The organism is Microbacterium maritypicum (assembly GCF_041529975.1).
Lineage (GTDB): Bacteria > Actinomycetota > Actinomycetes > Actinomycetales > Microbacteriaceae > Microbacterium.
On sequence record NZ_CP168030.1, the window covers coordinates 678,439 to 692,927 of the forward strand.

Genomic DNA, 14,489 nt, shown 5'->3' on the forward strand with positions numbered 1-14,489 from the left:
GATAGACCCGTGGTCGTGCCGCCCGCATGGGGTGCGACCGTGCCCTACCGTGGAACCGTGCCATCACTCTCTCCCGCCATCGCCGAGATCCGCCTGGCCGTGCGCACCGCGCTCGTCGACCTTCCCGAAGGTTCGACCGTGATCGTCGCGCTCTCCGGGGGCGCCGATTCTCTCGCGCTCGCCGCGGCGACGGCCTTCGAAGCGTCGAAGCTGGGTCTCCGTGCGGCATCACTGACCGTCGACCACGGCCTGCAGGATGACTCCGCCGAGGTCGCGTCGACGGCGGCACAGGCGGCAGCGGCGCTCGGACTCGACCCGCTGATCGTGCGCGTGCAGGTGGATGGCGAAGGCGGACCTGAGGCCGCAGCGCGCGACGCGCGGTACCGTGTGCTCCGTGACGCGGCGGCGGATGTCCGCGCCGCTGCCGTGCTGCTCGGCCACACTCTCGACGATCAGGCCGAGACCGTGCTCCTGGGGCTCGCGCGGGGCTCGGGCGCCACCAGCCTGCAGGGTATGGCTCCCTCGCGGGAAGACGACGACGGGCTCCGCTGGGTCCGTCCGCTGCTCGGCGTGCGGCGGGAGACGACACGGGCGTTCTGCGCCGCATCCGATCTCGAGGTCTGGGACGACCCTCACAATGTCGATGACCGCTACGCGCGGGTGCGGGCGCGGGAGCGCGTGTTGCCGGTGCTCGAGGCCGAGCTCGGCCCGGGCATCGCCGAGGCCCTCGTCCGCACCGCGGAGCAGCTGCGGGAGGACGCCGAGGCCTTCGACGAGATGATCCACGAGACGATCGAGGACATCGTCGAGCATGCGGAGGCGGGGATCTCGGTGAGCGTCGCGGCGCTCGCCGCCAACCCCGCAGCACTGCGCAACCGCATCATCCGCCTGGTCGTCGACAGCGAGTTCGGGGTGAGCCTCACGAGGACGCAGACCATCGAGGTCGCGCGGCTCGTCACCGATTGGCGCGGTCAGGGGCCGATCGACCTGCCCGGGTGCGCGGCTGTGCGCCAGGGCGGCCGCATCGTCTTCACCGCATCCGGTCGCTGAGGACCCTCCGCCGAAGCGCCTTCGCCTCGCGACCGGAAGTGCGGGGTGTGACTACTTCTTGCCGCCGAAGAGTCCGCCGAGGATGCCGCCGAGGTCGATGCCTCCGCCGGAGCCGCCGCTCTGGCCACCGCCGAGCAGTCCCCCGATCACGTCGCCGATTCCGCCTCCGCCCGCCGAGCCGCCGCTGTTGCCACCGCCGAGGATCCCGCCGATGACGTCGCCGATGCCGCCCGAGCTCTCGGCTCCGGCATCCGCCTTCGCCGTCTTGTCCTTCGTCGCGTTCGCGATGAGGCCCATCACGATGGGGGCGAGGATCGGGAGGAGCTTGCCGAAGTCGATGCCGGGAGTCGCCTTCGACTCGGTGAGCTCCTTCGTGACCTCCGTCTTCTTGGAGCCGAGGATGTGCGCGACGATCTTGTCGCCGTCGGCCTGATCGATGTCGTCGACCTTCGAAGCGCCGGCCGTGCCCTCGTGCTTCTTCAGCGCGTTCTGGATGGCCGCGGAGCCCTCGTCGGTCTCTGCGTTCTTCGCGAGCCCGCCCAACAGCACGGCGCCGCCCTGCTCGACAGCAACCTTCGCCTCGTCTCGCGAGACACCCAGTTTCTCGGCGATGTCGTCGATCGGAACCTGCTTGAGGATGTCGTCAAGAGCCATGGTGAATCCTTCCGTCCGGGGCGTCCGCCCACATCACCGCTCACAGTAGTGCGGATGCGGTGGGCATGGGGAGATCTGCCCATCGGCAGCGTCGGAGGCGTGACGTAGGGTAGACGCGTCCGGGGGGAAAGGGGCATCGGTGACCGATATCGATGTTCAGAAAGAAGCGCTCGATGCAGCGCAGGCACGGCTCACTGCGGGGGCCGCGCCGATCATCACGTCGTGCCTGTCGTTCGGAGGCACCGGGTCGTCTTCGGTCGAAGGCGCGCTGGGCGAGGCCGAGTCGCTGGTGACGCAGATCCTGTCGGCCCTCGCGCAGACGGCGACCAACTCTGCGACCGATGCGGCATCCGTGGCATCGACCTTCACCGCCAACGACGAGGCGCTCGCGCAGCAGGCGGCGCAATGAGTCTGCCAGGCCTGATCGACGATCCGGCTCGCGGAGATGCGGGCGCCGTGAGCGGGTACGCGACCACGTTCTCCACGCGGGCGGGGGCATCGCGGGAGCGCAAGGGCGATGCGGATGCGGCTCTGGCGAGCATCACGTCGATGACGGCATCTGCCGCGGATGCCCTCGGGGCGCGGATCGTGCTCCTGTCGCAGCGCATGGGCGAGGCGGCTGAGGGGCTCGACGGCATCTCGACCGCGGTGTCGGCGTATGCGGCCGATCTGGAGGGGCTGAAGAGCGAGGCTGCCCGTCGGCTGCGGGCCGCGCAGAACGCCTATGACCACATCTTCGTGCGTCGGGCCGAGGCCTTGAGCGCGGCGAGCGAGTTCGTCACGGGCTGGGCGCTGCCGTGGGACGCGGTGCTGCCGTCGTGGATGTACGTCGACGACCCGAGCTACCTGCGTCGCTGGCAGGACGCGATCGACGACTATTACACGGCGCGGGCGTCGTACAACGCGCTGGCGGAGGAGCGCACTGCGATCGACCAGCGTGCCGTGAACGCGATCGCCGCCGTGCCGCTCATCTCCGCCGTCTCGCAGGGCGGGAAGGTCGGCGGTGCAGGGTTCGCGGCAGCCAGCCTCGCGTGGGCCGGCAACGTCAACGCGATCACGGCCGAGTCCCTGGCCGGCCTCGGGGATCCGGACATCATCCGTGAGACGTGGAACTCGATGGATCAGGCGACGCGGGATGCGCTGCTCGCCGCATCCCCGATGATCCTCGGGAACCTCAACGGCATCCCGATCCGTGACCGGGTCACCGCGAACCACACCAATATCCGCGACGAGATCGCACGCAGGGAAGCCGAGATCGCCCGGCTGCAGGAGAAGCTCGACGGGATGACGGCGCGGAACCACTGGAGCGCCCAGCGACGGAAGAGCCTGAGCGACGAGATCGCCGAGCTGCGGGAGCCGATCGGTGCGTGGAAGGATCTGCTCGATGAGCAGCCAGTCTGGTACGACGAGTCCGGCCGCGAACACAAGCACAGTGGAGCTCAGGTCGTCGTCTTCAATGCTGATGCGAATGCCATTGCGACCTATCACGGAGCAATCGACCCCGTCACCGGCGACATCCCGGTCTGGGTGCAGAACGTGGCGGTCTCCGTGCCGGGAACGACGACCACAATCAGTGAATTCGGTCACGGAACCGGAGCAAGTCTCTATTCCGCGGCTATCGATGCGAACGGCCCGGGGAGCGCAGTGTTCCAATGGGCTGGCGGTAGCTTTCCGCAGCTGGAAGTCCCCGGCCCCACGGATGCTTCGTACTCCCATGATCTCGCTCCGAAGCTGGTCGATTTCGTCGCGGGCATCGAACGCCCGGCCGATTCCACTCTCACCGTTATGGGACACAGTTACGGCGGCGCGACCGTGGGGTTGGCGGAGCAGGCCGGTTTGAAGGCCGACCGTATTCTCTACGTCTCTGCGGCCGGCATGGGGGCTGGGGTGGCCGGCGTCGAAGATTTCCCGTACACATCCGGCGTTCCGCACTACTCGATGATGGCTAGGAACGACGCCGTGGTGGGGATGATTCAGGGTGATCACGACGATTGGTATGCGATCCACGGCCAGTCCCCGTTGTTGGCCGACGACGTTACGCGTCTGGAGACTGGATGGATCGACCATGCAGATCCCGATAGCGCCGACCTCGAGGACTACGGCTTCCCGAATGGGATTGAGAGTCACAGCTCCGTGCTCAATCCGCGGTCGACCGCGTTTCACAACATCGTCGAGGTCATCACCGGCGGCGAGGCGATCAGTTGGGCTCCGAATGAGTACGTCACGGGTGGATACTCCAGCATTGCGATCGATGGGATCGATGCTTCGGACTATGAGCCGCACTATGTGAGGATCGACTGATGCGGAGATGGTGGGGAATCGTTGCACTGCTCGCGTCGGTGGGCTTGATCGGAGGGTGTGCCGTGTCGGCTGACAGTCGGTTGGATGAGTTTCGAGCTGAAGGCGAGGCGATCTCGCAGCAGGTCGTGGAGTCCATTCCCGCAGCAGTGATTGCGGATGAAGCCCCGGATAGTGCCTCCGCCGGGCGGCTGGCGCAGAGCATGGGAGACACCCCTCAAACGCCCGCCTGGTGGGAAGTGAAGACCTCGGTGGTCATGCTCGACGAGCCTGCGGCGTCCGAGACCGCGGCCACAGCAATCGAAACCGCGCTCGTTGACGACGGATGGAAGAAGGCTGAAGAGTCGGGCTCCCCGGATCCGGTCTACAAGACGGATGAGTACCGACGGGACGGATGGTATGTGCGTGTCGCATGGGTACGCTCTACTCCGAAAACGATCGAGAGCTTGAGGGTCCTCGTGGTGAGCCCTGACACGATCCGTGGCGATCACGACGAGATCCATTCCTGAGCCGAATGGTGCGAAGACTGACGGGAATGATGATCGCGCTCGTCTGCGTGCTGATTCTGGGAGGATGCGCGGTGCCACCGACACCGGAGAGTCGACTCGACGAGTACAAGGCGGAGAGTGAGACGCTCGCGATGAGTGTCGTCGAGCTCATCCCCGTTGACCTGGAGCCGGCGCTCGATACTGAGCTGGAGTCGCGGGGGCAGGCGCCGCAGAACGGTGTCACCGCCGAGAAACGTCCGGGCGATCCCGCCTGGTGGCAGGCTCGGGCCTACGTCAGCCTTGTGGAGTGGGAGGGTGCAGCGGCTGAGGCGATTGCCGCCGTCACGGAGGCCATGAAGTCGGATGGTTGGACGGTGGAGCGCGTCCGCGAGACAGGCGAAGGCCGCACGATCACGGACGGCTTCCGACGGGACGATTGGTACGTGGAGATCGCGTGGGTGAAGTCTGAACCAGGCAAGGTCGAACGGTTCGACATCTCGGTTGTCAGCCCCACGACTGTGCGTGGAGACCATGAGGGCATCTCGTCTTGACCGAGGCAGAGCAGGGAGCCAGCGCGTCCTCGTGGCGATCCCGGAGAAGGTGCGCGTCGACAACAGCGACGAGCTGTCGTCCTGACGCATGAGGCGTCTCTGGGGTGCGTTGGCGGTGCTTGCTGCGGCATGCATCGTGGGAGGGTGTGCGATGACGGCCGACAGTCAACTCGATGAGTATCAGGTGAAGGCAGAGACGCTGGCGGAGGAGATCGTGGGGATGATCCCGGCGGACCTCGCGCCGTCGACGCCGCCTGATGTGGAGTCCCGAGGGCGGATGCTCCAGAACCCGGTCTCCGCCGAACCGTCTGTCGAGGACTCGGTCTGGTGGCAGGTCGACACCTACGTCGAGCCGGTTCAGCGCGACGGGGCGTCTGAAGAGGCGGCGAAGGCGATCGCGGCGCAACTACTCGCAGACGGGTGGGAGCACACGGACGCTCGTGAGACCTCGGAAGGGCGGCGTACCGCAGACGCCTACGGCAAGAACGACTGGTATGTCGAGGTGACCTGGGTCCGCTCCGAGGAGGGTAAGTACGAGACCATCGAGATCGGCGTGCTCAGCCCGAAGACCACCCGCGGCGATCACGACGAGATCCATTCTTGATCGCAACGGAGAACCCTGAACCGGAGCACCCGGTTCCGTCACCTAAAATCGATCCATGCGCGCCGCGGAGATCCAGGACGACCTTGCTCAGATCCTCGTCACAGAGGAGGAGATCCTCGCCAAGCTCGATGAGCTGGCGACGCAGGTCGCCCAGGACTACGAGGGCAAGGACCTCGTGCTCGTCGGCGTCCTCAAGGGTGCCGTCATGGTCATGGCCGACTTCGCCCGGGCTCTGCCGTTCCACGCCCCGATGGACTGGATGGCGGTGTCGAGCTACGGCGCCAGCACCAAGTCGAGCGGTGTCGTGCAGATCCGCAAAGACCTCGACACCGACCTCAACGGCAAGCACGTCCTGATCGTCGAAGACATCATCGACTCGGGGCTGACCCTCAGCTGGCTGCTCGAGAACTTCGGATCCCGCGGTGCCGAGTCGATCGAGGTGCTCGCCCTGCTGCGCAAGCCCGAGGCCGCGAAGGTCCACATCGACTGCAAGTACGTCGGCTTCGACATCCCCACCGACTTCGTCGTCGGATACGGCCTCGACTACGACGAGCGCTACCGCAACCTGCGCGACGTCGCGGTGCTCGCCCCGCACGTGTACTCCTGACGCGCGGCACGCTACGCCGTGGGTGAACGTACAGCGACCCCCTAGGGCGCGCGCGATACGCTGATCCGATCATGGATGTGAAGAAGCTCACCCGGAATCCGCTGATCTACGTCGCGCTGATCGGCCTGCTGCTGTTCGGCGGCTTCCTGCTGATCTCGAATCTGGGTGCGCCCAAGCAGATCACGACGCAGGAGGGGCTCAAGCTCCTCTCCGGCACCACGGTCACCGAGGTCGTCAACACCGACGGCGACCAGCGCGTCGACATGACCCTCTCCAAGGCGTTCGAGGGCTCCGAGAACGTGCAGTTCTACTACGTCGACGCCCGCGCCGACGAGGTCGTCACCGCGATCAACAAAGCCGCTCCGAAGGACGGCTTCAACGACGCCGTGCCGCGTGCGACCTGGTTCGACGGCTTCCTCTCGCTCCTCCTCCCGCTCGTGCTGCTGGGCCTCCTGTTCTGGTGGCTGCTGTCGTCGATGCAGGGCGGCGGCGGCAAGGTCATGCAGTTCGGCAAGTCCAAGGCCAAGCTCGTCAACAAGGAGACGCCGACCGTCACCTTCGCCGACGTCGCCGGTGCCGACGAGGCCATCGAAGAGCTCCACGAGATCAAGGAGTTCCTGCAGGATCCCGCGAAGTTCCAGGCCATCGGCGCCCGCATCCCGAAGGGCGTGCTCCTGTACGGCCCTCCCGGAACCGGCAAGACGCTCCTCGCCCGCGCCGTCGCCGGCGAGGCAGGCGCCCCGTTCTACTCGATCTCCGGATCGGACTTCGTCGAGATGTTCGTCGGTGTCGGTGCCTCCCGCGTGCGCGACCTCTTCGGCCAGGCCAAGGAGAACGCCCCCGCCATCATCTTCATCGACGAGATCGACGCCGTCGGCCGCCACCGCGGTGCCGGCATGGGCGGCGGAAACGACGAGCGCGAGCAGACCCTCAACCAGATGCTGGTCGAGATGGACGGCTTCGACCCGAACGCGAACGTCATCGTGATCGCCGCGACCAACCGCCCCGACATCCTCGACCCGGCACTGCTGCGCCCCGGCCGCTTCGACCGCCAGATCGGCGTCGACGCCCCCGACCTCAAGGGCCGCCAGCGGATCCTCGAGGTGCACAGCAAGGGCAAGCCGCTCTCGAAGAACGTCGACCTCGAAGTCGTCGCCCGCAAGACCCCAGGGTTCACCGGTGCCGACCTGGCCAACGTCCTCAACGAGGCCGCGCTGCTCACCGCCCGCTCGAACGCGCAGTTGGTCGACAACCGCGCCCTCGACGAGGCCATCGACCGCGTGATCGCCGGACCGCAGCGCCGCACCCGTGTGATGCGCGACAAGGAGAAGCTGATCACCGCGTACCACGAGGGTGGACACGCCCTCGCGGCGGCGGCGATGAACTACACCGACCCGGTCACCAAGATCACGATCCTGCCCCGCGGCAAGGCCCTCGGATACACGATGGTGCTGCCACTGGACGACAAGTACTCGGTCACCCGCAACGAGCTCCAGGACCAACTGACCTACGCCATGGGCGGTCGCGTCGCCGAGGAGATCATCTTCCACGACCCCACCACCGGTGCATCGAACGACATCGAGAAGGCGACGTCGATCGCCCGCAAGATGGTGCTCGAGTACGGCATGACCACACAGGTCGGACCGGTCAAGCTCGGCAGCGAGGGCGGCGAACCCTTCGCCGGTCGTGACATGGGCCGTGGCCGCGAATACTCCGAGCGCGTCGCCGAGCGGGTGGATGCCGAAGTGCGCGCGCTCATCGAGCAGGCGCACAACGAGGCGTACGAGGTCATCAGCGCGAACCGCGACATCCTCGACAAGCTCGCCCTGGCGCTCCTCGAGGAGGAGACCCTCGACCACAACCAGATCGCCGAGATCTTCACCGAGGTGAAGAAGCTTCCGGAGCGTCCGCTGTGGCTGTCGAGTGAAGACCGTCCGGTGTCGGAGCGGCCCCCGATCGAGGTGCCCAAGAAGGACGTCTCGCTCGCGGCATCCGTCGAGGCACCCGCCACCGCACCCCGCGCGCAGCAGGGCTCGGCGGGAGCCGGGAACCCGCGACCCGCGACGGCGTGACGTGACCGTCGACAGGCACCGTGTCGAGCGACTCACCCGCGAGCTGCTCGAGGCCATCGGCGAAGATCCTGATCGACCGGGGCTGAAGCAGACGCCGTCGCGCATGGCCGAGCTGTACTCCGAGTTCTTCGCGGGGGTCGGGGAGGATCCCGCCGAACCGCTCGCACGCACCATCAGCGTCTCGCGCGGACCCGCTCCCGACACCCTGCCTTCCGGGGCCGTGCTGCTGCGGGACATCCGCTTCCGTTCGGTGTGCGAGCACCACCTGCTGCCCTTTGCTGGGCACGCTCACATCGCGTATCTCCCGGGCGAGCAGGTCGTCGGTCTCGGGGCGCTCGTTCGCGTGGTCGAGATCCTCGCCGCCCGTCCGCAGGTGCAGGAGCGCCTCGGCGAGCAGATCGCCGACACGATCGCGGAGCACCTCGACACCCGGGGAGTGCTCGTCGTGCTCGACGCCTCGCACGGCTGCGTCACGATGCGCGGCGGACGCCAGAGTGAGGCGTCCACCCTCACGATCGCGGCGCGCGGGGAGTACACGGATGCCGTCGCCAGGACCGAGCTCATCACGCTGATCGGCGCGTCGGCGGGATCCGGAGCAACGCGCTGATGACGAGCATCTGGGGCATCGTCAATGTGACCCCCGACTCCTTCAGCGACGGCGGTCGTTACCTCGACGTCGATCGGGCGGTCGCCCACGGTCTGCGCCTGCGGGCCGAAGGCGCCGCGGTGCTCGATGTCGGCGGCGAGTCGACCCGGCCCGGCGCCGACCGCATCGGTGCCGATATCGAACAGCAGCGGGTGATCCCGGTGATCGAGCAGCTCGCCGCGGCAGGCGTGGCGGTCAGCATCGACACGCTCAACGCGGCCACCGCCGCCGCAGCCGTGCGGGCAGGCGCGCGCATCGTGAACGACGTCTCCGGAGGGCTTGCAGACCCCGACATGCGGGCAGCCGTCGCGGAATCCGGGGCAGACTACGCGATCGGCCACTGGCGCGGATTCTCCTCCGACATGTATGCGAACGCCGAGTACCGTCGCGTCGCGCGCGAGGTGGCGGGAGAGCTGCAGGAGCGCATGGGCGAAGCCGCCGCATCCGGGATCGCACCGTCGCGACTGATCCTCGATCCGGGTATCGGGTTCGCGAAAGCCGGCGCGCAGAACTGGGACGTGCTGCGCGGACTCGACGAGATCGTCGCTCTGGGTCCTCGCGTGCTCATCGGCACCTCGCGCAAGCGCTTCCTGGCGGAGGCGCTGCGTCAGCAAGCCGGCGCGGACGACGAGGTCTCCGAGTCACGCCGCGATCTCGCGACGGCCGTCACCAGCGCCCTGGCGGCCCGCGCCGGGGCGTGGGCGGTGCGCGTGCACGACGTGGCCGGCACCCGCGATGCGCTCGCGATCGCGCACGCCTGGGCAGGCTGAACCCCCACCCAGCCGAGGGGGTGGGTCCCCCGTACGCTAGAGTCATGGATTTCCTCGATGAGATCGTCCTCACCGGTCTGACCGTCTTCGGCCGCCACGGCGTCTACACGCACGAGCGGGAAGAGGGCCAGGACTTCACGATCGACCTCCGCCTGCGCTTGTCGCTGGATCAGGCCGCGGCCTCCGACGACGTGACCGACACCGTGCACTACGGCGAGCTCGCCGAGAAGGTGGCGGCGATCGTCGCGGGCGAGCCGGTGAAGCTGATCGAGACGCTCGCGGAACGCATCGCGTCGGCGGCGCTCGAGGACGAGCGGGTGCAGAACGTGACGGTGACCGTGCACAAGCCGCACGCCCCGATCCCGCTGAACTTCGCCGATGTGGCGGTCACTGTGAACCGCAGCCGCCCGCCGCAGGCGCTCGAGGACATCACGATATGAGCCGGGACCTCGCGAAAGCGCCCGAGCTGCCCGGCCCCCGCCCGGCACGCCCGGAGACCGTGGCCGTCGTCGCCCTCGGCGCGAACCTCGGCGATCGGCACGAGACGATCCGCGCCGCGGCGCAACGGATCGCCCGCCTGCCGCTCGTGAGCGATGTGCGACTCTCCGACCTGTTCGAGACCGTCGCACTCCGCCTCGACGGACCGGATCCCGAGGCGCCGGGGTACGTGAACGCGGTCGCACTGGTCACGACGCGTCTCGCCCCGGAGATCCTCCTCGGGATGCTGCATGCCATCGAGGACGAGAACGGTCGGGAGCGCCGCGAGCGGTGGGGCGACCGCACGCTCGACCTCGACCTCATCGCGTACGGGGACGTCGTCTCGGACGAACCGCGTCTGCAGCTGCCGCACCCGCGCGCCGCGGAACGCCTCTTCGTGCTCGACCCCTGGCTCGACGTCGACCCGGATGCGGAGCTTCTCGGACGAGGGCGCGTGGCCGACCTCGCGGCCGATCTGCGCGGCCGGGGCGAACGATGAGGCGCACCTCTGCGGGGCTCCTGCTTCTGCTCGCACTGCTCGCGGCCGGTGGCGGTTTCCTGCTCGATCATCTGCTCACGGCGTCCGGCCGGGTCACGTTCACGCCGTCGCTGCTGCTCCCGGTGCTGCTTCTGCTCATCGCCGCTGCCTCCCTGGGCGTCGCCTGGCCGGTGCGCCGCAGCGTGCGCTCGGGCGTGCGCATCGATCCGTTCCGCGCGCTGAGAGCGGCGACGCTCGCCCGTGCCTCGAGCCTGCTCGGCGCCATCATGGCGGGCTTCGGAGCGGGGCTGCTGGTGTTCCTCCTCTCGCGGCCGGTCGATCCACAGGTAGGGTCGACTGTGGCCATGCTGGCCCTCATCGGTAGCGCGATCGTCCTCACGATCGCCGCGCTCGTCGCCGAACAGTTCTGCACCCTGCCGAAGGATCCTGATGACTCAGAACCCAGAGACCGCGCCCCTGAACCCGGCGGAGGGCACTGACCTCGACGCCCTCGACCAGGGCACGTACTCCGAGCTGCGGACGGCTCGGAACGAGGCCCGGCTGGAACTCGACGGTGCGTGGCACCAGATCTCGCCGCGCTACGTGGTGTCGCAGATCGTGCAGAACGTGATCTTCCTCGTGATCGTCGCCGCCGCGGCGCTCGTGCTCAGCCTCGTGCTGGACCAGCAGTGGGTGTGGATCCCCGCCGGAGTCGTCCTCCTCATCACGGTGATCGCGCTCATCATCCTCCCGCGGCAGGCGAAGGCGATCGGCTACATGCTGCGCGCTGACGACATCGTGTTCCGCAAGGGCATCCTCTGGCAGCGCATGATCGCCGTGCCTTACGGCCGTATGCAGCTGGTGGACATCACCCAGGGCCCGCTCGACCGCGGCTTCGGCATCGCGCAGCTCAAGATGGTGACGGCCGCCGCGACGACCGGCGTGCAGATCCCCGGCCTCACCCAGGAGGCGGCGGAGGCGCTGCGCGACACCCTCATCCACGTCGCCGAGACCCGCCGGACCGGCCTGTGAGCGAGCCGCAGCTCCCGCCCGCCCCGAGTACGCGGGCGACCGGCGTCGACTCGTCGACCACCCTCGCCAACGGCGAGTGGCACCGCATGCATCCGCTCACGCCGCTCTTCAAGGGCGGGCTGGTGCTGATCATCGTCGCCGGCATCGTGATCACGAACATGCGCGATCGTCTCATCACCTGGGCCGTCGCGCTCTTCGCGCCGGAAGAGGCGCACGTCGGTGACTACTCCGGCGGCGATCCCGTCGACTGGGTGCTCTCCAACAACCTGATCCTCGTCGCGCTGCTCAGTGTGCTGGGACTCGTCATCGTTCTCGTGCTGATCTTCTGGTTCGTCTGGCGCTTCCATCAGTTCCGGATCACCGGCGACCACGTCGAGGTGCGCAAGGGGTTCATCTTCCGCTCGCACCGCCGTGCTCCGCTCGATCGCGTGCAGGGCGTCAACCTGACCCGTCCGTTCCCGGCGCGCATCATCGGACTCGCGAAGCTGGAGGTCGTGGGCGCCGGAAACGATGCGAACGTCGAACTCGAGTACCTCGCGACGTCGCGCGCCGAGTCCGTGAGGTCGGACATCCTGCGCCTGGCATCGGGCGCCAGAGCGGCCCGCAACGCCGCGCTGAACCCGGGTTCCGTCTCGGCCCCGGCTGCGACCGCGCCGGGATCCGCGCGTGCGCAGCTGGTCGGATCGGTGAACGCCGGAGTCAACGACCTCCTCGCGGGCGTCGACCTCGCCGACGTCGTCCCCGAGAGCGTCGTCAAGATCCCGACCGGGCGCCTCGTCGGATCGCAGTTGATCTCGGGTCTGCTGTGGGTCGTGTTCTTCGGCGCGATCTTCGCGATCGCGTTCGGCAGCGCGCTGATCGGCCTGCTTATCGACGGCGACACCGACGGCGGCGTCGTGCTGCTCGGGCTGGGCTTCGGCATGGGAGTGCCGCTGGTGATCGCCGTGGTCGGTATCACCTGGGCGCAGATCTCGAAGTCGTTGCGCTACTCGATCGCCCCCACCCCCGACGGCGTGCGCATCACGTACGGGCTCCTCACGACCGTGACCGAGACGCTCCCGCCGGGGCGCATCTTCGCCGTCGAGGTGACGCAGTCGCTGCTGTGGCGCCCGTTCGGCTGGTGGACGATCAAGATCAACCGGATGAGCGGCAAGAGCGCCGCTCAGCAGTCCTCCGGCAGTGGACAGCAGTTCAACGTGGTGCTGCCGGTCGGCAAGCGCGCCGACGTCGAGCGCGTGCTCGCGCTGGTGCTGCCGGACGTTCCCGCCGAGAGCATCCACTCACTCTGGGAGCAGGGCGTCGTCGGCCCGGTCGAAGGCGACACGTACCGCACGATGCCGCGGCGCGCATGGTGGCGGCGTCCCTTCTCCTGGAAGCGCCACGGCTACCTCGTCGAGGAGTTCGGCCTGCTGCTGCGTCGGGGCATCGTCTGGCGCAAGCTCGCCGTGTTCCCGCTCGCGCGCCTGCAGGGCGTCTCGCTCAGTCAGGGGCCGATCGACCGGTCGCAGCGGGTCTCGGGCGCGCAGGTGCATTCGGTTCCGGGACCCATCACCGGCTACCTCTCCGGCCTCGAGCGCGCCGATGCCCTGGCGCTGCTCGACGACGTCAGCCGGGCGGCCGCCGAGGCCGCATCGCGCGACACGACCCACCGCTGGAGCGAGCATGCGGCCGCCGCATCCGAGACGCAGCCCGTGGGGCCGCCCGCGTACGCAGGTCCGCCGTCCGTGACTCCGCCGCCGCCGCCATTCGTGCCGAACCTCGCGCCCCCGGCGCCGGGGGCGCGACCGGCGCCGTTCGCCCCGCCGGCATCGTACGCCCCGCCGGCATCGTACGCGCCGCCGGCATTCACGCCGCCTGCTGCGGCACCGGCGGCACCGCCCGCCCCTGCGGCACCTCCCGCCCCTGCGGCACCTCCCGCAGCTCCGCCTTCGCCTGTGGTTCCTGCGGCAGCACAGCCCGACCCTGCTGCAGCGCCGGCTGAGCCGCCGGCTGAGCCGCAGTTGCGGCGGCGGAGGACGCCGCCGCCCGCACCGTCGGATCAGCCGGAGGAGTGACGGTGGCGCGGGACGGGCGTCTCGGCGTCGGCATCATCGGCGCGGGACGTGTCGGTCCGGTGATCGGTGCGGCGCTCGGCGGAGCGGGGCACGCGGTGATCGGGATCACGAGCGGGTCCGATGACGAGCGCGCTTCGGCCGTGCTGCCGGATGTGCCCGTGCTCGACGCGCTGGAGGTCGTGCGTCGAGCCGAGCTCGTGGTCATCGCGGTTCCCTCCGAGCAGCTGCCGTCGCTGGTCGCCGGCATCGCCGAGGTCGGGGGCTGGCAGATCGGGCAGCTCGTGCTGCACACCGATCCCGCGTACGGCATCGACGTGCTGCGGCCGGCCGCCGAGCGCGGCGCGATCCCGCTCGCCGTGCACCCCGCCATCACGTTCACGGGGACCTCGATCGACCTGCGTCAACTGCAGGCGGGGTTCGCCGCGGTGACGGCTCCCGCCGCGGTGCTGCCGATCGCCCAGGCGCTCGCGGTGGAGATCGGATGCGAGCCGGTCGTGATCGCGGAGGCAGACCGACCGGCCTACGCGGATGCGATCGCGACGGCCACCGAGTTCTCGCGATCGATCATCGGCCAGTCGACGGCCCGGTTGCGCGAGCTCGGCGTGGAGAACCCGGGCGGCTACCTGTCGGCGCTGGTGCAGTCGACGGTCGAGCGTGCGCTGCGCGAAGCATCCGACGCCCCGCCACTGATCTGACGGTGCCGGCGGC

Annotated in this window: 17 protein-coding genes; 16 read left to right on the plus strand and 1 reads right to left on the minus strand. The window is 68.7% G+C overall.

Annotation, left to right across the window (positions count from 1 at the left end; all coding sequences use genetic code 11):
- The first annotated feature begins 57 nt into the window (after positions 1-57).
- Complete coding sequence (tilS, locus tag ACCO44_RS03225) at positions 58-1,050, plus strand: tRNA lysidine(34) synthetase TilS (protein ID WP_372468336.1); 993 nt, start codon at positions 58-60, stop codon at positions 1,048-1,050.
- A 51-nt stretch (positions 1,051-1,101) separates the two neighbouring features.
- Here tilS and ACCO44_RS03230 read toward each other — a convergent pair whose 3' ends face one another.
- Positions 1,102-1,704 carry a DUF937 domain-containing protein gene (locus tag ACCO44_RS03230; RefSeq protein WP_372468338.1) on the minus strand — a complete coding sequence of 201 codons (603 nt, stop codon included), beginning with the start codon at positions 1,702-1,704 and terminating at the stop codon, positions 1,102-1,104.
- Positions 1,705-1,843: 139 nt separating this feature from the next.
- Between ACCO44_RS03230 and ACCO44_RS03235 the strand changes: the two genes are divergently transcribed.
- From ACCO44_RS03235 to ACCO44_RS03305, 15 genes are all read left to right on the plus strand, one after another.
- Positions 1,844-2,113: a hypothetical protein gene (locus ACCO44_RS03235; protein ID WP_372468340.1), complete on the plus strand. Its 270-nt coding sequence runs from the start codon at positions 1,844-1,846 to the stop codon at positions 2,111-2,113.
- A complete protein-coding gene (locus ACCO44_RS03240; RefSeq protein WP_372468342.1) occupies positions 2,110-4,005 on the plus strand; it encodes an alpha/beta hydrolase in 1,896 nt (631 codons plus the stop codon). The genes ACCO44_RS03235 and ACCO44_RS03240 overlap by 4 nt, the downstream gene beginning before the upstream one ends.
- 62 nt (positions 4,006-4,067) lie before the next feature.
- Complete coding sequence (locus tag ACCO44_RS03245; RefSeq protein WP_136025628.1) at positions 4,068-4,511, plus strand: hypothetical protein; 444 nt, start codon at positions 4,068-4,070, stop codon at positions 4,509-4,511.
- A gap of 26 nt (positions 4,512-4,537) precedes the next feature.
- Positions 4,538-5,041 (plus strand): hypothetical protein, encoded by a 504-nt coding sequence (locus ACCO44_RS03250; RefSeq protein WP_372468344.1) that lies wholly within the window; start codon positions 4,538-4,540, stop codon positions 5,039-5,041.
- Positions 5,042-5,192: 151 nt separating this feature from the next.
- The gene (locus tag ACCO44_RS03255) at positions 5,193-5,645 is read left to right on the plus strand and encodes a hypothetical protein (RefSeq protein ID WP_372468346.1); all 453 of its coding nucleotides are present in this window, start codon (positions 5,193-5,195) and stop codon (positions 5,643-5,645) included.
- Positions 5,646-5,700: 55 nt separating this feature from the next.
- Positions 5,701-6,252, plus strand: a complete 552-nt coding sequence (gene hpt, locus ACCO44_RS03260; RefSeq protein ID WP_029262844.1) for a hypoxanthine phosphoribosyltransferase — start codon at positions 5,701-5,703, stop codon at positions 6,250-6,252.
- A gap of 71 nt (positions 6,253-6,323) precedes the next feature.
- Entirely contained in the window at positions 6,324-8,324 is a 2,001-nt protein-coding gene (gene ftsH / locus ACCO44_RS03265; protein ID WP_372468348.1) for an ATP-dependent zinc metalloprotease FtsH, read from the plus strand.
- A 1-nt stretch (position 8,325) separates the two neighbouring features.
- On the plus strand, positions 8,326-8,931 hold the full coding sequence (gene folE / locus ACCO44_RS03270; RefSeq protein ID WP_105711034.1) for a GTP cyclohydrolase I: 606 nt from the start codon (positions 8,326-8,328) through the stop codon (positions 8,929-8,931).
- Entirely contained in the window at positions 8,931-9,740 is an 810-nt protein-coding gene (gene folP / locus ACCO44_RS03275) for a dihydropteroate synthase (RefSeq protein WP_372468350.1), read from the plus strand. Before folE ends, folP begins: the two co-directional genes overlap by 1 nt.
- 44 nt (positions 9,741-9,784) lie before the next feature.
- Entirely contained in the window at positions 9,785-10,180 is a 396-nt protein-coding gene (gene folB, locus ACCO44_RS03280; RefSeq protein WP_372468351.1) for a dihydroneopterin aldolase, read from the plus strand.
- Positions 10,177-10,716, plus strand: a complete 540-nt coding sequence (gene folK, locus ACCO44_RS03285; protein WP_105711036.1) for a 2-amino-4-hydroxy-6-hydroxymethyldihydropteridine diphosphokinase — start codon at positions 10,177-10,179, stop codon at positions 10,714-10,716. The genes folB and folK overlap by 4 nt, the downstream gene beginning before the upstream one ends.
- Positions 10,713-11,195, plus strand: a complete 483-nt coding sequence (locus ACCO44_RS03290) for a DUF3180 domain-containing protein (RefSeq protein ID WP_029262838.1) — start codon at positions 10,713-10,715, stop codon at positions 11,193-11,195. Before folK ends, ACCO44_RS03290 begins: the two co-directional genes overlap by 4 nt.
- A complete protein-coding gene (locus tag ACCO44_RS03295) occupies positions 11,146-11,727 on the plus strand; it encodes a PH domain-containing protein (protein WP_029262837.1) in 582 nt (193 codons plus the stop codon). The genes ACCO44_RS03290 and ACCO44_RS03295 overlap by 50 nt, the downstream gene beginning before the upstream one ends.
- Positions 11,724-13,781, plus strand: coding sequence for a PH domain-containing protein (locus ACCO44_RS03300; RefSeq protein WP_262002176.1), 2,058 nt, complete (start codon positions 11,724-11,726; stop codon positions 13,779-13,781). The genes ACCO44_RS03295 and ACCO44_RS03300 overlap by 4 nt, the downstream gene beginning before the upstream one ends.
- A 2-nt stretch (positions 13,782-13,783) precedes the next feature.
- The gene (locus ACCO44_RS03305) at positions 13,784-14,476 is read left to right on the plus strand and encodes a DUF2520 domain-containing protein (RefSeq protein ID WP_029263726.1); all 693 of its coding nucleotides are present in this window, start codon (positions 13,784-13,786) and stop codon (positions 14,474-14,476) included.
- Positions 14,477-14,489 lie beyond the last annotated feature (13 nt).